General features: G+C 70.8%; 18 protein-coding genes and 1 tRNA gene. 9 read left to right on the top strand and 10 right to left on the bottom strand.

All coding sequences use genetic code 11. The annotated features are described in order from the left end of the window. Positions 1-59: 59 nt before the first annotated feature. Complete coding sequence (locus ACWEPL_RS38010) at positions 60-1,499, top strand: glycoside hydrolase family 3 protein (RefSeq protein ID WP_363967614.1); 1,440 nt, start codon at positions 60-62, stop codon at positions 1,497-1,499. 79 nt (positions 1,500-1,578) lie between these two features. On the opposite strand, the gene ACWEPL_RS38005 is transcribed toward ACWEPL_RS38010, so the two are convergent. Further along, the gene (locus ACWEPL_RS38005; protein WP_350724758.1) at positions 1,579-2,760 is read right to left on the bottom strand and encodes an ROK family transcriptional regulator; all 1,182 of its coding nucleotides are present in this window, start codon (positions 2,758-2,760) and stop codon (positions 1,579-1,581) included. Between the two features lie 152 nt (positions 2,761-2,912). On the opposite strand from ACWEPL_RS38005, the gene ACWEPL_RS38000 reads away from it, so the two are divergent. From ACWEPL_RS38000 to ACWEPL_RS37980, 5 genes are all read left to right on the top strand, one after another. Beyond that, positions 2,913-3,719, top strand: a complete 807-nt coding sequence (locus ACWEPL_RS38000; protein ID WP_363967616.1) for a tRNA(His) guanylyltransferase Thg1 family protein — start codon at positions 2,913-2,915, stop codon at positions 3,717-3,719. Further along, positions 3,716-4,144, top strand: a complete 429-nt coding sequence (locus ACWEPL_RS37995) for a phosphatase domain-containing protein (RefSeq protein ID WP_452439027.1) — start codon at positions 3,716-3,718, stop codon at positions 4,142-4,144. The genes ACWEPL_RS38000 and ACWEPL_RS37995 overlap by 4 nt, the downstream gene beginning before the upstream one ends. Before the next feature lie 12 nt (positions 4,145-4,156). Beyond that, positions 4,157-4,414 carry a DUF6011 domain-containing protein gene (locus tag ACWEPL_RS37990; RefSeq protein ID WP_452439026.1) on the top strand — a complete coding sequence of 86 codons (258 nt, stop codon included), beginning with the start codon at positions 4,157-4,159 and terminating at the stop codon, positions 4,412-4,414. A 418-nt stretch (positions 4,415-4,832) separates the two neighbouring features. Next, positions 4,833-4,906 (top strand) — tRNA-Met (locus ACWEPL_RS37985). Between the two features lie 248 nt (positions 4,907-5,154). Beyond that, positions 5,155-5,604 (top strand): RrF2 family transcriptional regulator, encoded by a 450-nt coding sequence (locus tag ACWEPL_RS37980; protein WP_185071836.1) that lies wholly within the window; start codon positions 5,155-5,157, stop codon positions 5,602-5,604. On the opposite strand, the gene ACWEPL_RS37975 is transcribed toward ACWEPL_RS37980, so the two are convergent. The 3 genes from ACWEPL_RS37975 to ACWEPL_RS37965 form a co-directional block, all read right to left on the bottom strand. After that, positions 5,605-7,506, bottom strand: coding sequence for a serine/threonine protein kinase (locus tag ACWEPL_RS37975; protein ID WP_452439025.1), 1,902 nt, complete (start codon positions 7,504-7,506; stop codon positions 5,605-5,607). Next, entirely contained in the window at positions 7,503-9,413 is a 1,911-nt protein-coding gene (locus tag ACWEPL_RS37970; protein WP_452439024.1) for a protein kinase domain-containing protein, read from the bottom strand. The genes ACWEPL_RS37975 and ACWEPL_RS37970 overlap by 4 nt, the downstream gene beginning before the upstream one ends. A gap of 81 nt (positions 9,414-9,494) precedes the next feature. Then, positions 9,495-10,694, bottom strand: coding sequence for an MFS transporter (locus ACWEPL_RS37965; RefSeq protein WP_355201669.1), 1,200 nt, complete (start codon positions 10,692-10,694; stop codon positions 9,495-9,497). 83 nt (positions 10,695-10,777) lie between these two features. Between ACWEPL_RS37965 and ACWEPL_RS37960 the strand changes: the two genes are divergently transcribed. Next, a complete protein-coding gene (locus ACWEPL_RS37960) occupies positions 10,778-11,374 on the top strand; it encodes a TetR/AcrR family transcriptional regulator (RefSeq protein WP_363967626.1) in 597 nt (198 codons plus the stop codon). Between the two features lie 9 nt (positions 11,375-11,383). Beyond that, the gene (locus tag ACWEPL_RS37955) at positions 11,384-12,163 is read left to right on the top strand and encodes a DNA-formamidopyrimidine glycosylase family protein (RefSeq protein ID WP_452439023.1); all 780 of its coding nucleotides are present in this window, start codon (positions 11,384-11,386) and stop codon (positions 12,161-12,163) included. Here ACWEPL_RS37955 and ACWEPL_RS37950 read toward each other — a convergent pair. From ACWEPL_RS37950 to ACWEPL_RS37925, 6 genes are all read right to left on the bottom strand, one after another. After that, positions 12,160-12,516: a helix-turn-helix domain-containing protein gene (locus ACWEPL_RS37950; protein ID WP_185071833.1), complete on the bottom strand. Its 357-nt coding sequence runs from the start codon at positions 12,514-12,516 to the stop codon at positions 12,160-12,162. The two genes, ACWEPL_RS37955 and ACWEPL_RS37950, sit on opposite strands and share 4 nt — an antisense overlap. A 274-nt stretch (positions 12,517-12,790) precedes the next feature. Further along, positions 12,791-13,282: a CinA family protein gene (locus ACWEPL_RS37945; protein ID WP_355201665.1), complete on the bottom strand. Its 492-nt coding sequence runs from the start codon at positions 13,280-13,282 to the stop codon at positions 12,791-12,793. A gap of 3 nt (positions 13,283-13,285) precedes the next feature. Next, positions 13,286-13,858 carry a CDP-diacylglycerol--glycerol-3-phosphate 3-phosphatidyltransferase gene (pgsA, locus tag ACWEPL_RS37940; RefSeq protein ID WP_363967630.1) on the bottom strand — a complete coding sequence of 191 codons (573 nt, stop codon included), beginning with the start codon at positions 13,856-13,858 and terminating at the stop codon, positions 13,286-13,288. Further along, positions 13,855-15,264, bottom strand: a complete 1,410-nt coding sequence (gene rimO / locus ACWEPL_RS37935) for a 30S ribosomal protein S12 methylthiotransferase RimO (protein ID WP_350724739.1) — start codon at positions 15,262-15,264, stop codon at positions 13,855-13,857. The genes pgsA and rimO overlap by 4 nt, the downstream gene beginning before the upstream one ends. Before the next feature lie 60 nt (positions 15,265-15,324). Beyond that, positions 15,325-16,095, bottom strand: a complete 771-nt coding sequence (locus ACWEPL_RS37930) for a helix-turn-helix domain-containing protein (RefSeq protein ID WP_363967632.1) — start codon at positions 16,093-16,095, stop codon at positions 15,325-15,327. A gap of 75 nt (positions 16,096-16,170) precedes the next feature. Next, complete coding sequence (locus ACWEPL_RS37925; protein WP_452439022.1) at positions 16,171-18,672, bottom strand: DNA translocase FtsK; 2,502 nt, start codon at positions 18,670-18,672, stop codon at positions 16,171-16,173. A gap of 146 nt (positions 18,673-18,818) precedes the next feature. On the opposite strand from ACWEPL_RS37925, the gene ACWEPL_RS37920 reads away from it, so the two are divergent. Further along, the gene (locus ACWEPL_RS37920) at positions 18,819-19,487 is read left to right on the top strand and encodes a tyrosine-protein phosphatase (protein ID WP_363967636.1); all 669 of its coding nucleotides are present in this window, start codon (positions 18,819-18,821) and stop codon (positions 19,485-19,487) included. Positions 19,488-19,512 lie beyond the last annotated feature (25 nt).

Genomic DNA, 19,512 nt, shown 5'->3' with positions numbered 1-19,512 from the left:
CAGGGCGAATGCCTTATTCGACCCTGCCCATCTTTGGGCCTGAAATCCGATGAGGAGCTATGAGTCAGAGTGATCGGGGGCTGCGCCGTCTCGCGGCCGGCACGCTGCTCGTCGCCTTCCAGGGCACCGTGGCGCCCGAATGGGTGCTGCGCGAGCTGGAGCAGGGCCTGGGCGGCGTCACGCTCTTCGGCTTCAACGTGGCCGATCCCGGCCAGGTGAGCGACCTGACGTCCGCGCTGCGGGGCGCCGGTGAGCCCGTCATCTCGCTGGACGAGGAGGGCGGCGACGTGACGCGGCTGGCGTACCACGTCGGCAGCCCGTACCCGGGGAACGCGGCGCTGGGCGCGGTGGACGACGTCGAGCTGACCCGCCGGGTCTACCGCGCGATCGGCTCGGAGCTGGCCGCCTGCGGCATCAACCTGGACATGGCGCCCAGCGCCGACGTCAACACCGAGGCCGACAACCCGGTGATCGGCACCAGGTCCTTCGGGCCCGACCCGGAGCTGGTAGCCAGGCACACGGTGGCGGCCGTGGAGGGCCTGCAGTCGGTGAACGTGGCCGCCTGCGTCAAGCACTTCCCCGGCCACGGCGCCACCCGGGTGGACTCCCACCTGGCGATCCCCGTCGTGGACGTGGACCTGGACGTGCTGCGGAAGCGGGAGCTGGCCCCGTTCCGCGCGGCGGTCGGCGCGGGGGCCAGGTCGGTGATGACCGCGCACGTCGCGGTGCCGGCGGTGACGGGCGAGACGCCCGCCACGCTGTCCAGCGCCGCGCTCACCGGGCTCCTCAGGGGCGAGCTCGGCTACGACGGCGTGGTCATCACCGACGCGCTCGACATGCGGGCGATCACCAGGAGCGTAGGCCTGGCCGGCGGCGCGGTGCTGACGCTCGCGGCCGGGGCCGACCTGCTGTGCCTCGGGCCGCTGCCGACCTACGACGACGTCCAGGCCATCATCGCGGAGATCGTCTCCGCGGTGCGCGCGGGGCGGCTGCCGCTCTCGCGGCTGGAGGAGGCGGCGGCGCGGGTGGCGGCGCTTCGGGCCTGGTTCGGGGCGCCCGCGCCCGTCGCCGCCGAGCAGAACGTGGTCGGCCTGCACGCCGCGCGCCGCGCCGTGCGGCTGACCGGAGCGACGGAGCCCCTGGTCGAGCCCCTGGTGATCGAGGTGGACACCCCGCCGACGATCGCCGTGGGCGACGTGCCGTGGGGCGTCGGCCCGTGGCTGCCGGACGCGGAGATCGTCCGGGTCAAGCCCGCGGCCGCCGACGTCCCTGACCTGCTGGCCAAGGCCGTGAACCGGTCCCTGGTCGTGGTGGTCAAGGACGCGCACCGCCACCAGGCGAGCCAGGAACTGGTCTCCGCGCTGGTGGCGGCCCGTCCGGACGCGACGGTGATCGAGATGGGGCTGCCCGTGTGGCGCCCCGACAGCGCCGCCTACATCGCCACGTACGGGGCCGCCCGGGCCAACGCCCAGGCCGCGATCGAACTGCTCACGGCCTAGCTCCTCGCGGGCCCGGTCGAGCCGCTCACCGCCTGAAGCGCCGGCAGCTCCTCGCGGGCCCGGTCGAGCCGCTCACGGTCTAAGGCGCCAGCAGCTCCTCGCGGGCCTGGTCGAGGGCGGCCAGCACGGCGCCGCGCAGCACCGGGTTGGCGTCGGTGATCTTCGTGGTGACGACCTGGGGGCGCACCGGGCAGATCCTGGCCACGGCCTCCTCCACCCGGGACGTGAGCGCGGGTCCGCCGGCGTGGCCGATCTCCCCGGCCAGCACGACCAGCCCGGGGTCGAGGATCACGCACACGGCGGCGACGCCCAGGGCGAGCCGGTTGGCGATCTCGTCGAGCAGCGGCTCGCCCTGGGCGCCCGCCGCCATCGCGACCTTGACGCACTCGCCCGCGCTGCCGGCCGCGAACCCGTACGTCTGGGCCAGCTCCGCCACCGCCTCGGCGCTGACCAGCGACTGCAGGCCGCCGGCCAGCGAGGGCAGCCGCCCGGGCTCGGTGCGGATGTCCTCGGGGAGCGGCACGCCGGGCACCGGCAGGTAGCCGATCTCGCCCGCGCTGCCGGAGCGGCCCCGGTGCAGCTTGCCGCCGAGCATGATCGCCAGGCCCAGGCCACGGCTGGACCACAGCAGGACGAAGTCGTCGAGCCCCTTGGCCGCCCCGTCGGCCCGCTCGGCGATGGCGGCGAGGTTGACGTCGTTCTCGATGGTGACCGCGCGCCGCAGGTCGCCGGCCAGGGCCTCGTGGATGCCCTCGTGCCAGCCCGGCAGGTCGAACGAGAAGCGCACGTCGCCGCTGCGCGGATCGACCACGCCAGGGGTGCCGATCACGACGCCGCGCAGCTTGGAGAGGCTGATCTTGGCGCTGCGGCAGGCCTTGACGATCGCACCGTGGACCACCGAGACGGGGTCGTCGTGGCCGCCGGGGTCGACCGTGACCTCGGCGATCGTGTGGCCGTGGATGTCGGCCACCGCGGTGGAGATCAACTCGGGCCCGACCTCGAGACCGGCCACGTACGCGCTGGAGGGGATCACCGAGTAGAGCGCCGCGTTGGGCCCCCGCCCGCCTGCCTGGGCGCCGACCACCTCGACCAGGCCGCGCTCCTCCAGCCTGGCCAGCGTCTGCGAGGCCGTGACCTTGGACAGGCCGGTCAGATCGCCGATCTGGCCACGGGTCATGGGGCCTGTGGCGAGCAACAGGTCCAGCGCGGCCCGGTCGTTGATCTCCCTGAGCAGTCTGGGCACACCAGGGCGTCGCTCCACGCTGAATTCCGCCGTCTCATGAGAACCGCTGTTATCGAAAAGGTTGTTGGAAGTTTAGCGCTCCCACCATCGGGTGCATTCGGATCGTGCCCAGGCCGTGGATCAGGCCCGCGATACCCTCGCCACTCTGGACACCACAGAGGAGCCTGGAAGTGAGTGACAAGACCGCTCTCGGCGACCGCATGAAGGCGTACGAGGCCGCCACGAGGACGATCCTGCCGAGACGAACCCACTGCCTGGTCAGGGTGGACGGGAGAGCCTTCCACTCGTTCTTGAGGGACGCCGACAAGCCGTTCGACGAGGCGGTGATGGCCGGCATGAACGCCGTGGCCGAGGCGCTGTGCAACGAGATGTCGGGGGTGGCGTTCGCGTTCACCCAGTCGGACGAATGCTCAGTGCTGTTGACCGACTTCGAATCGCACGGAACGCAGCCGTGGTTCGGCGGGGTGGTCCAAAAGATCGCATCCATCGCCGCGTCGACTGCGACCGTGGCGTTCAACCGCGCCTACGGCGTGCGCCATGACGACGCCTACGCCACCTTCGACGCCCGTGTGTTCACCATCCCCGACCCGGTCGAGGTCGCGAACTACTTCCTGTGGCGGCAGCGGGACTGCGTTCGCAACAGCATCACCATGGCCGCGCAGGCGAAGTTCTCCCACAAGCGACTCCACGGCGTCTCCACCGGCACCATGCAGGAGATGCTGTGGAGCGAGCACGGCATCAACTGGAACGACTACCCGGCCGGCGCGAAACGAGGGCGGGTGTGCGTCCGCCACACGGAAGAGCAGGACGTCACCTGGACCGAACGCCACACGGGGAACCAGATGACGAGCCGGGCGTTACGCTCGCGCTGGCTGTCCGAGGCGGCCCCGCACTTCACCGCCGAACCCGGCGGATGGCTGGCCGCGACGATCCCGCCGCTGCCGTCCCTCATCGCCGCCCCTGGGGAGGTTCGATGAGCCTTGACCGCCACCCTGGAGAGCTGTGGATCGTGGACATCGACGGCACCGTGGCCTTACGAGGAGACCGAGGCCCGTACGACTGGAACCGGGTAGGCGAGGACCAGCCGAACCCTCCCGTCGTGGCGATAGTGCAAGCCCTCCTCCGAGACGGCCACCGCATCGCCTACGTGTCCGGCCGGAAGGAGCAGTGCCGCCGTCAGACCGAGAGGTGGCTCGCCCGGCACGTCGGCGGCGACATCGAAGGATTGTGGATGCGCCGCGACCGGGACAACCGGCCCGACACGGCGGTAAAACGAGAGATCTACCAGGAGCATTTCGCCGACCTGGAGGTGTTCGGGGTGATCGACGACCGGGCGACCGTGGTGGCCATGTGGAGGATGCTCGGCTTGACCGTGTTCCAGGTCGCTGAACGCGACCGATGATGGACCTCCTCGATGTGGTGTGTCTGCGGCAACAAGCCCACGGACCCGGTCTCACTCGCCTACGGGATCGGCCCTGACTGCCGGCGCAAGCCCGCCTGCCGGGCCCTGGCAGGCGCACTCCCGCCGCTCTTTCACTGCCAGGACGTCACCGACAGCGATGCGGATGCTCGGTTGCGCGGCAGGCGGTCGGTCAATGGCCCGCGGAACCGTCCGCCCGGAAGATCGCGGACGGGCTGCCCGGTGTCGCCGGGAACGCGCCTCGACCCGTGACAGGGCTACGACAAGGGCAGTTCCGACAGGTACGCGCGCGGCGAGGCACGAGCCACGACCTACTGCCCTTGCGACCCGTACCTGCCTCGGCCGCAAGTGGGCCATGACGCCTACAAGGTCGGCTACAACGAAGGCTTCCAGTTGTCGTACGGCAGAGGATTCGACGACGGCGCCGCGAAATACCGCAGGCCCGCGTAGCAGCTAGGGTCGGTGATAGGACCAGGTCGCTAGAAGCGGACTACGTGATGTCCGCGCTGTTGAGCCTGATGCCGCGCCCGAACCAGTCTCCGAAGGAGACGGCGGTCACGAACGCCTGGACCAGGCGACTCCCGGAGGACGGCAGTGCCTGAGTCCGGTGCCTCGCAAGCTCGGCGAAATGAAGTGGAAGCCGCCTCTTCCTTTCTGGGATAGTCGGGCTGCCTGCATAGCTCAGTTGGTGAGAGCGCCGCACTCATAATGCGGAGGGCCCGAGTTCGAATCTCGGTGCAGGTACGCGAGGGCTTCGGTCCCGGGTCGCCTCAGTCGTCGCCGAAGAGCGTCGGCCTGGTCGGCTGGCCTCAACGCAGGAGGAGACTCCGAATCCGGTCGAGAACGCGGTGTGGGGTCTTGGAAATCATGAGACTCCGCGAGATCTACCGAGACGCATACTCTTGTCCGATCGCAGGTAGGGCACACCCGGCACCCTCCCAACCAGGACACGAGCGCACCAACCGCGTTCACCAGGGGGGATAATCGAGAACATGCGCCTTTCCGCTCGTGTCGACTACGCCCTCCGTGCCGCCGCCGAACTCGCCGCAGCCGGTGCAGGGCCGACTACCGTGGGCGAACTCGCCAAGGAACAGGACATGCCGCCCAAATACCTGGAGAACATCCTGTTGCAGATGCGGCGTGCCGGGCTCGTGCGCGGGCAGCGTGGGCCCGAGGGTGGCTACGTGCTGGCCAGGCCCGCCACCGACATCTCGCTGGCCGATGTGATCAGGGCCGTGGACGGCCCGCTGGCCAACGTGCGCGGCGAGCGGCCCGAGCATGTCGGCTACCGGGGGCCCGCCGAGTCGTTGCAGCAGGTGTGGATCGCGTTGCGTGCCACCGAGCGTTCCATCCTGGAGGAGGTCACACTCGACCAGGTCGCCTCCGGGGCGTTGCCCGAGCGGGTCCGCCAGCTCGCCGCCGACCCGGCCGCCTGGGACTGATCACTTCCGGGTGAACCAGAGCACCACCCGGGCGATCTCGGTCTTGGGCCCGGCGGCCAGCTTGCGCACGGTGCGGCCGGTGGCATCCGCGAGGACCACGTCGGTGTTCTTGCCGACGGGCGTGGTGGCCAGGAAGTGGGCGTCGTCGAGCCACCCGTGGTAGGCGCCGCCCTTCGGCAGCCGGGCCACGCCTTTTTTGGCGCCGCTCTCCGCATCCCAGAAGCAGACATTTGCCGAAATATCGGGGCATTTAGTGGAAAAGATTGACCCGAGCGTGGTGCGGGCCACGCCGCCTTCGTAAAGCTCGCCCACCCCCATGAACGTCCGCAACGCCCTGCCTTCGAGATCCAGCACCCGCACGGCCCCGCCGGGCATCTCGTACAGCACGCTCTTGCCGTCCGCGCCCCACCCGAACCTGACGTCGTTCCCGCCGGCGACCTTGGTGACCTTGACGGTGCCCGCGACAGCGTCCACGACCGCGAAGCCCACCACGCGGTCCTGTTCCTGATCCTCGATGACGGTGGCCAGCCACCGACGCCCGTCGGCCGACCAGTTCGGGCGGAACAGCGTGGCGGGTTTGTCGACGGTACGGATCTGCCGGTCCTGGCCGGTGACGCGGTCGCGTATCCGGACGGACTCGAAGTCCGGCGTGCGGAAGCGGGTGGCCGAGAGCGAGGCCACGTAGCCGCCGCCGGGCGAGACGATCGGCTCCTCGAAGCCCCCGAAGTAGCCGAAGGTCCCGTTCGACGGGTCCCGCACGTACGACGGGTAGCCGCTGCCGTCGCGCTGGTCGTGGTACGACGAGACCCAGATCGGGTCGGCCGGGTTCTCGTACAGAGTGATCTTGGTGTCGGGGATCTGCACCTTCGCCGTCGAGGTGAGCTCCATCCGGCCCTCGCGCGGGGCGGGCAGGGGCGCGGCGATCAGCGTGGGGGTGCCCGTGCCGGACGGCGGCGGGGCGGGCCGGGTGAGCAGCACGGCCGCCGTCACGGCCACGGCGGCGGTCACGGCCCCCGCGACGAGCCACCACCGGCGGCCCGGCGCTCGGCCGGGAGGCGGTGCCGCCGACTGCTGCCCTTCGGCCAGGAGCCGCTGCTCCGGCACGTGGTGGCCGAGCAGGCCGAGCAGCGCCCGAGCCGCGGTGGGGCGGGCCTCCGGAGCCTTGACCAGGCACCGCGCCACCAGGTCCCGCAGCTCCTCGTCGAGACCGCCCAGGTCGGGCTCGGCGTACAGGATCCGGTTGATCAGCGCGGGCACGTCGCCCGCCCCGAACGGCGGGGTGCCCGTCGCGGCGGCCACCATGGTCGAGGCCCAGGCGAACATGTCGGCCGCCGGCCCCGCCGCCCGCCCGCCGAACTGCTCGGGAGCCATGTACGGCGGCGTCCCCACCAGGTGCTCCCCCGCCAGCTCCGACTCCTCCAGTGCCCTGGAGATGCCGAAGTCGATCACCCGTGGCCCGTCCCTGCTGAGCAGCACGTTGCCGGGCTTGAAGTCCCTGTGCACCACGCCCGCCTGGTGGATGGCCGACAGCGCGGTCAGCGTGCCGATGGCGAGCCTGCGCAGCTCCGCTCCGCGCAGCGCGCCGCGTTCGCGGATGATCTCCGCCAGCGAGGGCCCGTCGACGAACTCGCTCACCACGTACGGGCTGCCGTTCAGCTCGCCGCTGGCCAGCACCTGGGCGGTGCAGAACGCCTTGACCCGGCGCGCGTACCCGATCTCCTGCTGGAAGCGCGTCCGCGCGTCGGGGTCGTCCAGCCCGGCCCCCAGCATCTTGACCGCGACCCGTCTTCCGCCGGGCGCCTCACCGAGGTAGACCACCCCCTGGCCGCCCTCGCCGAGCCGGCCCACGATGCGGTACTCGCCCACCTGGGCGGGGTCACCGGCGCTCAGCGTTCTCGTCATCGCGGCGCGGCGGCGAACTGCATGGAGGCTTTGAGCGGGAGCACGTCGGCGAGCACGCGGACGGTGTAACCGACCAGATCGATGACCTTGACCTGGGCCGTGCCCTTCTTCTTGCCCGGCTCCTGCACCAGCAGGTGCGACTCGCTGAACCAGCCGAGCAGGTTGCCCTCCGAGGTGGCGCGGGGCACCGTTTTCAGCCTGACGCCGGTCGCGGCGTTCCAGACGCACAGGTCCTTGCGACCGCCCGGGCAGACGGTGACGAACTGCTTGCCCGACGGCGAGTACCAGTCGCGGTCACGCGGCAGGCCCACCCAGTGCATCGACCTGGTCACCTCACCTGAGTCGCTGTAGAAGTCGATCCCGTTGGTCTTGCCGTCGAAGTAGGCCTTGGCGATCCTGCCGTCGGGGGTGAAGGTGAAGTTGAGCGAGGCGTTGTCGGTGAAGGCCGTCTCGACGTGCACGGCCTTCCTGGCGGCCACGTCGACCAGCACGAAGCCCACGATCCGCTGCGGCTTGCCGTCGTCGACGACCGAGAGCAGCAGCCTGCGCCCGTCGCGCGACCAGGCCGGGATCATGGTCCGCAAGGGCTTCTTGACCGTGGCGACGGTGAAGCTCTCGCCGGTGGACAGCCTGGTGAACTTCACCTGGTCCATCTCCGCGTTCTGGAACTTCAGCCACGGGTTGAGCGCGACCCAGTCGCCGTCGGGCGAGACCATCGGCTCCTCGGCCAGGCCGACGGCCTTGAAGGCGCCCGACCTGTCCCTGACGTAGCTGGTGAACTTGCCGGCGACCTCCAGGTAGGCCGTCAGCCTGACGGGGTCCTTGGGGTTCTCGTGCAGGGTCGCGCCGACCGCCGGGAGCTTGGTGTCCGTGGCGGCCTTCGCCTCCACCTTCTCCACCGGCACCCGGTTCAGCGAGGAGGTGACCGTGGGCGTGGTGCTCGGCGTGGCACCGGTGGTCGCGGCCGCCTGCCTGACCGGTGCCGGTTCGTCGACCAGCACGTACACCCCGGCTCCTGAGACCAGCGCCCCGGCCGCGAACGCCGCGGCCAGTGCGGCCGGTCCTCTTCCCCCACGCCTCGGCCGGTCGGGCGGCGGTGGCTGCGGGGCGGGCGGCTCCGCCTGCCCGGTCAGGAACACCGTCTGGCCCACCAGCCGTAACAGCACCGCGCTGGCGCTGGGCCGCCCCGCCGGATCCTTGTCCAGGCACGCCACGATCAGGCCGTGCAGCTCACCCAGGTTGCCGGGCAGCGTGGGCGCGTCGCGGACGATCCGATCGACCGTCGCGGCCATGGAGCCGCCGTCGAACGGAGCCGACCCGGTCGCGGCGAACACCATGGTGGCCGCCCAGGAGAACACGTCCGCGGGCGGCTCGGCCCCCGCGCCCCGCAGTCGCTCGGGCGCGGTGTACGCGGGCACGGCGACCTTGCGGGTGGAGATGGCCGCCTCCGCCATCGCCTGCTCGAGCCCGGCGTTGATCACCCGTGGCCCGTCCGGGCCGAGCAGCACGTTGCCGGGCCGGATGTCGCCGTGCACGAGCCCTGCCTGATGGATCGCGACCAGCGCCGTGATGGTCCCGACGGCGAGCCGGTGGAGCCCCACCTCGCCGAGAAAGCCTCCAGCCTCTTCGAGCGCGGGCCCTTCGACGTACTCGCTGACGACGTACGCCTGCTCGCCCAGCATGCCGGTGGCCAGGATCTGCGCGGTGGTGACCGCGGAGACGGCCTGCTGACGCTCCATGGCGAGGAGGAAGGGCTCGGGCTCCATCTCGGCCGGCAGCAGCCTGACGGCCACGGGTTCCCCGGAGCGGGAGCGTGCGGCGTACACGCTGGAGCCCAGGCGGCCGGTCAGCCGATATCCGCCGATCTCGGCGGGGTCGCCCCCACGTAAACCTGTGATCTCCGGCATGCCGCGATCAGCCTTCCGCCAGGCCTACTCCTCGCCGTCATTATGATCCCCGCACCGCCCCGACGCAGCCGTTCTCGATCATCAACCGCCCGCCTCACCCTGCGGCGCCGCGCGATCCTCGACGGTAGCCGGGGGGCGTGCCCTGCCGGCCGCCCAGAAGAGCGCGAGGGCGGCCAGCTCGACGGCGGCCGCGGCCAAGGGCAGCCGGCCACTTCCGTGGCTCTCCAGGACGAGCCCGCCCACCGCGCCACCGCCCGAGACCCCGACGTAGACGGCGCTGCTGTTGAGCGCCAGCGCCTGCGGCCCGGCCGGGCCGGCCAGGGCGAGCAGCCGGGTCTGCGCGGGCGGCGGGATCCACCACGACACGGCCGCCCACACCAGCAGCAGCGGCAGGAGCGCGGGCAGCGGCAGCGGCCGCAGCGCCCAGCAGACGGCGAACAGGCCCATCACCGCCGTGAACCCGGCGATGCCCACGATCAGCGCCCGGTCGGCGCCCCACCGGTCGGCGGCCCACCCGCCGAGCTGTCCGCCCGCCAGCCCGGCGAGCCCGGCCAGCGCGAACACCCACCCCAGCTCCGCCGGCCCGGCCCCGGCCAGGTCCCGCAGGAACGGCGCGAGATAGGTCATCAGCATCATGCTGCCCAGCACGATCCCCACGACCCCGAGCAGGCCGAGCAGCACCTGCGGCCGGGCCAGCGGCGCCAGCCGCTCCCTGACCGGCATGGCGGCCGCCGGGGGTGACTCGGGCAGCGTCGCCCTGATCGCGACCAGCGCGACGAGCCCCAGCAGCCCGCCGAGCCCGAACGTGGCCTGCCAGCCGAACGCGCCGCCCACCCACGTGCCGACGGGAACGCCGAGCATGAGCGAGCCGGTCATCCCGCCCATCACCAGAGCCAGGTAACGTCCCCGGCGCTCTTCGGGGGCCAGCGAGGTCGCGAGGGCGTACACGGCGGGCACGACGGCAGCCGCGGCCAGCGCAGCCAGCACGCGCAGCCCCATGAGGACGGCGTAGGAGGTCGTGAACGCGGCCGCCCAGTTCGCCGCGGTGAACAGTGCCAGGGCCCAGGTGAACAGCCCCCGCCGCGACCAGGTGGCGCTCACCACGGAGGCCACGGGCGCCCCCAGCGCGAACGCCAGCGAGAAGGCGGTGACGAGCTGGCCGCCCGCCGCCACGCTGACCCCGAGATCGGCGGAGACCTCGGGCAGCACGCCCGCGATCACGTAGTCGTCGGTGGCGAAGGTGAACATGGTGAAGACCAGGGCGAGCAACCACGCGGGCATGGGTATCCCCTCGATAAGGGTAACAGTCGTTTCCCATATAAGGTAACAGTCGTAACCCCAATGACCGCAAAGGGATTTCGCCGATGGCCAGGACCGCCGACCCGCACCGCCGGGCCGAACTGCTCGACCAGATCGTCGATTACCTGGCCGGACATGGCCTCTCGACCCTGTCGATGCGCCCGCTCGCCGAGCACCTGGGCAAGTCCACCCGTGTGCTGACCCACCACTTCGCCGACAAGGAAGCGCTGCTCTCGGCCACCATGGAGCGCCTGGACGAGCGGCACCGCGAATGGCTGCGCGCGCTGCCGGGCTGGTCGGGCGCCGACAGCGTGGGCACGATCATCCGCCGCACCTGGGACTGGCAGGCACGGGAGGAGAATCTGCCGGTCGCCCGCCTGATCCGCGAGATCGAGGGACTGGCGGCCGGTGGCCGGCTCATGGGGCACGTGCCCCGGCTGCTGGCGGACCGGTCGGAGTTCGTGGCGGGCCTGCTGCGCGATCGGGGGGTCCCGGAGGCGGAGGCGCTGCGGATCTCCACGCTGGTCAACTCGGCGTACTCGGGGCTGCAGATCGACTTCCTCACGACCGGCGAGCGCGAGCGTGCGGAGGAGGCGCTGGATCAGTTGTGCGCGCTGGTGGACGGCTGGGTGGCCGCGCACGAGGCGGGTGCGCGTTCCTAGACTGGAGGGATGCCCGAAGGAGACGCCGTCTACCGCACGGCCGCGAAGCTGCGCGGCGCGCTGGACGGCCAGGTGCTCACCAGGTCGGACTTCCGCGTCCCCAGGCACGCCACGGCCGACCTGGCCGGCCGTACGGTCATCACCACGGTCTCCAGGGGCAAGCACCTACTCACCCGCGTCGAAGGCGACCTGACCGTGCACACCCATCTGCGCATGGACGGGAGCTGGCAGGTCATGGCGGCCGGACGCCGGACCGCGCCGGGCGACCAGGTCAGGCTGATCCTGGCCAACGAGCGGTGGCAGGCGGTGGGGGTCAGGCTGGGAATGGTGGATCTCGTCAGGACAGGCGAGGAGGCACGGCTGGTCGGCCATCTGGGGCCGGATCTGCTCGGCCCGGACTGGGACCCGGATGAGGCCGTGCGAAGGCTGCGAGGGGCGCCCGACAGGACCATCGGGGAGGCGCTGCTCGATCAGCGCAACCTGGCTGGGATCGGCACGATCTATCGCGCCGAGACCCTGTTCCTGCGCGGTGTCTGGCCGTGGAAGAAGGTCGGGGAGATCGAGGATCTCAACGGGCTCGTGTCACTGGCCCAGCGCTTGCTGGACGCGAACAAGGGGCATGCGGGCACGGTGACCACAGGTGATCGCCGCCCGGCGAACCAGACGTGGGTCTACGGCAGGGCAGGGAGGCCCTGTCGCCGATGCGGCACCCGCATCAGCCGTGGGGAGATGGGGGCGCAGCCACAGGAACGGCTGATCCTGTGGTGTGCTGGCTGCCAGCTGGGTTAGGCAGCCACCATGTCCTTGACTTCGGGGAACACGGAGTCGGAAATAGACCCGGGGACCGTCTCCGTAAGGGGCAGCCGTTCGCGATCGGGCACGTCGGCCAGCACAGGGGCAGCCTGGAGCTCCGCCAGCGCGAACTGGTCGGAAACCTCACGCAACACCTGCGAAAGGGGCACTTCGAGTGCGCCGCAAATGGACGCCAGCAGCTCCGACGAGGCTTCCTTCTGGCCGCGCTCGACCTCGGACAAGTAGCCGAGCGAGACACGTGCCTGGGTGGACACCTCGCGTAGCGTGCGTCCCTGCCGCACCCTCAACCGCCTCAGCACGTCGCCGAGCAGCTGACGCAGCAGAATCATCTGTCGCTCCCTCCCCGGCGCGGATGACTTCACCACGCCCCGCGCGATCGGATCGTGCCGCACTGTGGTCTTCTTAGCTTCGTACATACTCCTCGCCGTCATCATGGGGCGTGGCCGCCCCTGGACCGCCGCTCGCGACGCTTCAGGCCCGCCTGCCGGGCGCTCGGTGCTTGCAGTTGGCTCACGGACCTCACTCACAGCTCCACCGTACCCGTATCCACCGACACCGCGTCAGACCGTGCTTCGCATGTTCGCTCGGGACGTAACACGGTAATCACCCGGAATGTTCCCCTATGTTCGCCTTCAGCACACCTGACAGTAGATCGACTGCCTCGTCCACCGTCTCTACCCTGATACGTTCGCGCGACCCGCCAAGTCTCAATTCACGCCCCCAAATCCTGCCCCCCGGCCCGCAGACGGCCGCGTACACGGTGCCGACGGGCTTGCCGTCCTGCGGCTCCGGCCCGGCCACACCCGTCACGGCCAGCCCGTACGTGGCCCCGCAGAGCCGCGCGACCCCCGCCGCCATGGCCGCGGCCACCTCAGGATGTACGGCCCCCTCGCGCCGCAGCAACTCCCCCGGCACCCCTAGCAGCTCCTGCTTGAGATCGGTGGCGTACGAGATCACCCCGCCCCTGAACGCCTTCGACGACCCCGAGACCGACGTGATGGCGGCCCCGATGAGCCCGCCGGTCAGTGACTCGGCCACCGCCACCGTGGCGGACCGGCCCACCAGCATCGTCAGAACCTCGGCCACGTCGGCCATCGATCACTCCCCGCGCACCTGCTTCGCGACCTTGCGCAGCCGCACTGCCCTGATGACGTAGTCGACCCCGGTGGCCACGGTGACCACCAGAGCCGCCCCCATGACCACCCACCGGACGGGCCCCGGCACCCCCGGCAGGAGGTAGAGCACGATCGCGGCGATCTGCAGCACGGTCTTGACCTTGCCGCCGTAGCTGGCCGGGATGACCGCGCGCCGCAGCAGCAGGAACCTGAGGGCCGTGATGCCGAGCTCCCTGCTGATGATCGGGATCGTGACCCACCAGGGCAGCTCGTTGAGTATGGACAGGCTCACCAGCGCCGCGCCGGTGAGCGCCTTGTCCGCTATCGGGTCGGCGATCTTGCCGAAGTCGGTGATCAGGCCGTACCGCCTGGCCAGCTCACCGTCCAGGTGGTCGGTGATCGAGGCCACCGCGAAGACCGCCAGCGCGGCCACCCGCCAGCCCGTCCCCGGCAGGAACAGGCAGACGACGAAGAAGGGGACGAGCACCAACCGGAGAACCGTGAGGACGTTGGCGATGTTCCACGGGCTTACGACGCGGCGCTCGTCCCTTTTCATGGACTTGCCTTGATACGCGCGATCAGGTCGACCCCCTCGGAGTCGACCACGACCGCGCGCACGATCTGCCCCCTGACGAGGCCGATCCCCTGAACCGTGACGGAGCCGTCGACCTCGGGCCCCTGGTGGGCGGCCCGGCCCTCGTAGCCCCCGTCGCCCAGGTCGTCGTCGATCAGCACGTCGACCTCGGTGCCTATGCGCTCCTCCGCGCGCTGGGCGGTCAGCTCCTCGGCCAGCTCGGTGAGCACGCGCACGCGCTCGTCGATGACCTCCTGGTCGAGCTTGCCCGGCAGATCGGCGGCCTCCGTGCCGTCCTCGTCGGAGTAGCCGAACACGCCGATCACATCGAGCCTGGCCGCCTCCAGGAAGCCCACCAGCTCGCCGAACTCCTCCTCGGTCTCGCCGGGGAAGCCCACGATGAAGTTGGAGCGCACGCCCGCCTCGGGAGCGCGCTCGCGGATGGTCTCGAGCAGCCCCAGGAAGCGCTCCGGGTCGCCGAAGCGGCGCATCCTGCGCAGCACGGTGCCGCTCGCGTGCTGGAAGGACAGGTCGAAGTAGGGGGCGACGCCCTCGGTGCCCGTGAGCACGTCGATGAGCCCAGGACGCAGCTCGGCGGGCTGCAGGTAGCTGACCCGCACCCGGGAGACGCCCTCGACGGCCGCCAGGTCGGGCAGCAGCTTCTCCAGCGCCCGGAGGTCGCCGAGATCCTTGCCGTAGGACGTGGAGTTCTCGCTGACCAGGACGAGCTCGCGCACGCCACGGTGGGCCAGCCAGTCTGCCTCGGCCAGCAGCTCGTCGGGCCGGCGCGAGACGTAGGAGCCGCGGAAGGCCGGGATGGCGCAGAACGTGCAGCGCCGGTCGCAGCCGGAGGCCAGCTTGAGCGAGGCCACCGGGCTCTCGTCCAGGCGCTTGCGCAGCACGCGCGGGCCGCTCGCGGGCGCGAGGCCCGCGGGCAGATCGCCGTGACCGGGGATGTTGGCCTTGGGGGCACTGGCACGGTCCACCGGCGAGATGGGTAGCAGGGTGCGGCGGTCACGTGGCGTGTGGGGCTTCAGCGGCCGCCCGGCGAGGACGTCGTCGAGGCGGCCGCCGATCTCCGTGTAGTCGTCGAAGGAGATCACCGCGCTGGCTTCGGGCAGCGCCTCGGCCAGCTCGTTGCCGTAGCGCTCGGCCATACAGCCCGCTGCGACCACCTTTGCGCCGGTGTCGGCGGCGGCCAGCAGCGTGTCGATGGAGTCCTTCTTGGCCGAGTCGATGAAGCCACACGTGTTGACGACGACGACATCGGGGTCGTCGTCGCCCAGCTGCCAACCGGCAGCCTCAAGTCGCGCGGCCAGCTCCTCGGAGTCGACCTCGTTGCGCGCGCAGCCCAGAGTGATCAGCGATGCGGTTCGGCGGGATGACATGGTGAACACTACGGTATCGGGAGTTGGCCACCACCCGATGCACGGGCTCCCGCCAGATGGCTATCGCTCGGTCGTTTTGGGCGGCCCGAACGAGCGCCGCAGCATCTCCCCCCTGCCCGCGTCCAGCTTCACTTTCTTGCCGTTCACCTGCAGCGTAACGGCCGACGCATCCGCCAGCAGCACGCTGACCTTGTCTTCCGCACTCCACGTGTCGGACTTTCCGGCCTTCAGCGTGCCCGAGAACAGCTTGCGCCCCATCGCGTCGTGAGCCTGGACGTACGACGACCGCTTCGCCTTGATCTCGACGGTCACCGTGCGTTTGACCGCCTTGCCCGCCGCCGGCTTCGGCTGGACGGGCATGTTCGGCGGGACCTTGGGCCGGGCCGAGGCCACCTGCACGTCGGCCGTCCGCACCTGGTCGCTCGCGCCGCCCAGCACTCGCATCATGCCGAAGACGACCACGATCGCCAGCGCCACCCCGAGCGCCATCGTCCAGTTGGGCCCCCGCCGCTCCGGAACGTTGATCTTCTTGTCGGCCTGGAACACGGCCGAGGCCGCGACCGGCCTGGGCGCCCCGCCGTGCTGCTGGTCGTAGAGATGGACGGTGGCCTCCGGATCGAGCCCCACCGCCTTGGCCACGGCCTTGACGTGCCCCCTGGTGTAGAAGTCGCCACCGCACTGGCTGCCGTCATCCTGCTCCAGGCCATGGATGATCGCCTCGCGAATCCTGGTGGCCGCGCTGACCTGCTCGACGGTCAGCCCGGCAGCATGCCTGGCTGCCGCCAGCATGGCCCCGATGCTCTGCTCCTGCACAACGAACGCCTCCCCCACGGCACCTGCACCTGCTACCACAATGGGTAGTGATTTATATTCAACCAGTTACTACCCGGCAGGCACGCATTGGGGTCATTCGCCACGCAGGTCGGCCAGCAAACCCGGCAGATCGTCCGGTTTGACCAGCACCTCGCGGGCCTTGGAGCCCTCGCTCGGGCCGACCACGTTCCGGCTCTCCAGGAGGTCCATCAGCCGTCCCGCCTTGGCGAACCCGACCCGCAGCTTGCGCTGCAGCATCGAGGTCGAGCCGAACTGGGTGGTCACGATCAGCTCGGCGGCCTGGATCAGCACGTCGAGATCGTCGCCGATGTCCTCGTCGATCTCCCGCTTGACCGGCGCGGCGGCCACGTCCTCGCGGTATTCGGCCTGCATCTGCGCCTTGCAGTGCGTGACGATCTCGGCGATCTCCTTCTCGGAGACGAACGCGTTCTGGATGCGGATGGGCTTGCTCGCGCCCATCGGCAGGAACAGCGCGTCACCCTGGCCGACCAGCTTGTCGGCGCCCGGCTGGTCGAGGATGACCCGCGAGTCGGTGAGGCTCGACACGGCGAACGCCAGCCTGGACGGCACGTTCGCCTTGATCAGGCCGGTGACGACGTCCACGGAGGGCCGCTGGGTGGCGATCACCAGGTGGATGCCGGCCGCGCGGGCGAGCTGCGTGATGCGCACGATCGAGTCCTCGACGTCGCGCGGGGCCACCATCATGAGGTCGGCCAGCTCGTCCACGATCACCAGCAGGTACGGGTACGGCTGGTAGACCCGCTCGCTCCCGGGCGGCGGCTGCAGCTTGCCGGCCCGCACGGCCTTGTTGAACTCGTCGACGTGCCTGAACCCCGACGCCGCCAGGTCGTCGTAGCGCCGGTCCATCTCGCCCACGACCCATTCGAGGGCTTCGGCGGCCTTCTTCGGGCTGGTGATGATCGGCGTGATCAGGTGGGGGATGCCCTCGTACACGCTGAGCTCGACCCGCTTCGGGTCGACCAGCACCATCCGCACCTCGTCGGGCGTGGCCCGCATCAGAATGCTCGTGATCAGCCCGTTGACGCAGACCGACTTACCGGCGCCGGTGGCGCCCGCGATGAGCAGGTGGGGCATCTTGGCGAGGTTCGCGACGATGGTGCGGCCCTCGACGTCCTTGCCCAGGCCGACGATCATCGGGTGATGGTCGGCCTGCGCCACCTGCGCGCGCAGCACGTCGCCCAGGGCCACCAGGTCCTTGTCGGCGTTCGGGATCTCGACCCCGATCGCCGACTTGCCCGGGATGGGCGACAAGATCCGGACGTCGGCGGACTTGACGGCGTACGCGATGTTCTTCGTGAGCGCCGTGACCTTCTCCACCTTGACCGCGGGCCCCAGCTCGATCTCGTAGCGGGTCACCGTCGGCCCCCGGGTGAACCCGATCACCTGCGCGTCGATGGTGAACTGCTCGAGCACGCTGGTCAGCGCGTTGACCACGGTGGTGTTGGCCTTGGTCTGCGGCTTGGGCGCCGTGCCCTGCTTGAGGAACTGCAGGTCGGGCAGGCTGTACGGGCCCGCCTGCGGCGACAGCACGAGCTGCTCCACCTTGCGGGGCGCGGGCGTCGGCTGAGGCGGCTCCGGCCGCTTCTCGGGCTCGGCGGCGGGCGCCTCGTCCTCGTCCGTCAGACCGGGCACGATCTCGGGCGAGTGCTCGGGCCGCTTGTCGGTCTTGTCCGACAAGACCGGGGTGTCGTACGGCTTGACCGAGTCGCCCCCCTCCTCGGCTGCCTTCTTGGAGGTCCTGACCCGCTTCTTGCCCGGCTGCCGCGGCGCGGGCTCGGCATGCCGCTCGAAGAGCATGTGCTTCAGCTCGGCCAGCCGCTCCGGGATCCGGTGCACGGGGGTCGCGGTGATCACCAGCACGCCGAACCCGGACAGGAGCAGCAGCAGCGGGATCGTGATCCACGGCGGCAGGATGCTCATCGGCGGCGCCGACACGATGAACCCGACCATGCCCCCGGCCTGCGCCACCTTGTCCATGCCCTGGCCCTCGCCGGCCGGGTAGGGGGTGCCGTTGGCCACGTGGATGACGCCCAGCACGCCGACCATCAGCGCGGCCCATCCGATCACCATGCGCCCGGTGTCGGCGTTCTGGTCGGGGTGGCGCAGGTAGCGCCAGGCCAGCAGCCCGAACAGCAGCGGCAGCGCCCACGCCAGCGAGCCGAACACGCCGTGCACGGTCGCGTTCACCACGCCGGAGACGGCCCCGTCGGCGTTGCGCCACGTCATGGCCGCCAGCACGATCGCTCCCGCGAGCACCGTCAGGCCCACCCCGTCGCGCCGGTGCGCGGGATCGAGCTCGCGGGCGTTCTTGCCCAGCGCGCGAGCCGTGCTGCCGATGCCGTTGGCGAGCAGCATCCACAGCCCGACGATCAGCTTGCCGATCATCGTGAAGACCCAGCTGATCGGGTCCGGGTGGGTCATCGAAGGCTTGCGACCGGAGGCCGCCCGGGGACGTCCCGTCGACGAGGCCCCGCGCTTGGCGGGGGTCGAGCGAGACGAGGTCGACCGCTTCGCCGGCCCCTTCGATGCGCTTTTCGGCGTACGGGTGGCCATGATGCCAAAGGTACGTCGGAGACACCGTGGATCGCGCGGAGGCTCGCCGACGACCCCGCCAAACGGGCACGAAGATCCCGGGAAGGTTCACCCGATGGCCACGTAAAAGCCGTACGGCCGCAGACAACTCCTTCCTGAATGGTCCTATGCCACTCCTCAACCTCCGGGACATCGCGACGGAGACCGCGCTGCGCCCCGGTGTGCTCTACCGCTCCGCGCAGCCGCACACCCTCACGGCCGAGGACGCGAAGCTGGTGGCCGGGCTGCGGCTCATCGCCGACCTGCGCGGCGACAACGAGCGGGGCCCCGGCGACTGGGCGCCCGTCCTCGGCGGCGCCGTCCGGCACGCGCTGCTCGGCGCGGGCTCCTCCGACGCCTCGCCTGCCCAGCTCGCGGCGCTGCCGCCCGACCTGACCCTCGGCGACCTGTACGTCGGCCTCCTGCGGCACAGGACGACCTGGTTCGCCGGCGTCGTCGCCGAGATCGCCGACGGCCTGCCCGCCCTCGTCCACTGCGCCGCGGGCAAGGACCGCACCGGCATCGTCGTCGCGCTGATCCTCGACCTGCTCGGCGTGGAGCACGAGGCCATCGTCCGCGACTACGCGCTCACCGCGAAGGCGCTGCCCGACGTCATGCTCATGCTGGACATGACGCCGTCGCGGGACGCGCCCGCCGCGCTGCTGGAGGCGCCGGAGAGCGCGATGCGGACGTTCCTGGTCGCGCTGGGCGAACTCGGCGGCGCGGAGGGGCTCCTGCTGGCCAACGGCCTCACCAAGGCGCACGTGGACCGCCTCAGGGCCGCCCTCGTGCCCTGAGCGCGCCGGTCCGGCCCACCTTCTT

The sequence above is a fragment of the Nonomuraea sp. NPDC004186 genome (assembly GCF_053603495.1).
The sequence above is the reverse complement of the archived record's forward strand: the minus strand, read 5'-3'. Positions and strand labels throughout refer to the sequence as shown.

Bases quoted from the DNA above. Each gene is read 5' to 3' on its own strand.
- rimO (WP_350724739.1), bottom strand. From the start codon at position 15,264: ATGTCATCCCGCCGAACCGCATCGCTGATCACTCTGGGCTGCGCGCGC.
- ACWEPL_RS37960 (WP_363967626.1), top strand. From the start codon at position 10,778: ATGGCCAGGACCGCCGACCCGCACCGCCGGGCCGAACTGCTCGACCAG.
- ACWEPL_RS38010 (WP_363967614.1), top strand. From the start codon at position 60: ATGAGTCAGAGTGATCGGGGGCTGCGCCGTCTCGCGGCCGGCACGCTG.
- ACWEPL_RS37975 (WP_452439025.1), bottom strand. From the start codon at position 7,506: ATGACGAGAACGCTGAGCGCCGGTGACCCCGCCCAGGTGGGCGAGTAC.
- ACWEPL_RS37945 (WP_355201665.1), bottom strand. From the start codon at position 13,282: ATGGCCGACGTGGCCGAGGTTCTGACGATGCTGGTGGGCCGGTCCGCC.
- ACWEPL_RS37970 (WP_452439024.1), bottom strand. From the start codon at position 9,413: ATGCCGGAGATCACAGGTTTACGTGGGGGCGACCCCGCCGAGATCGGC.
- ACWEPL_RS37950 (WP_185071833.1), bottom strand. From the start codon at position 12,516: ATGATTCTGCTGCGTCAGCTGCTCGGCGACGTGCTGAGGCGGTTGAGG.
- ACWEPL_RS37990 (WP_452439026.1), top strand. From the start codon at position 4,157: ATGTGGTGTGTCTGCGGCAACAAGCCCACGGACCCGGTCTCACTCGCC.
- ACWEPL_RS37955 (WP_452439023.1), top strand. From the start codon at position 11,384: ATGCCCGAAGGAGACGCCGTCTACCGCACGGCCGCGAAGCTGCGCGGC.
- ACWEPL_RS37980 (WP_185071836.1), top strand. From the start codon at position 5,155: ATGCGCCTTTCCGCTCGTGTCGACTACGCCCTCCGTGCCGCCGCCGAA.
- ACWEPL_RS37995 (WP_452439027.1), top strand. From the start codon at position 3,716: ATGAGCCTTGACCGCCACCCTGGAGAGCTGTGGATCGTGGACATCGAC.
- ACWEPL_RS37920 (WP_363967636.1), top strand. From the start codon at position 18,819: ATGCCACTCCTCAACCTCCGGGACATCGCGACGGAGACCGCGCTGCGC.
- pgsA (WP_363967630.1), bottom strand. From the start codon at position 13,858: ATGAAAAGGGACGAGCGCCGCGTCGTAAGCCCGTGGAACATCGCCAAC.
- ACWEPL_RS37965 (WP_355201669.1), bottom strand. From the start codon at position 10,694: ATGCCCGCGTGGTTGCTCGCCCTGGTCTTCACCATGTTCACCTTCGCC.
- ACWEPL_RS37925 (WP_452439022.1), bottom strand. From the start codon at position 18,672: ATGGCCACCCGTACGCCGAAAAGCGCATCGAAGGGGCCGGCGAAGCGG.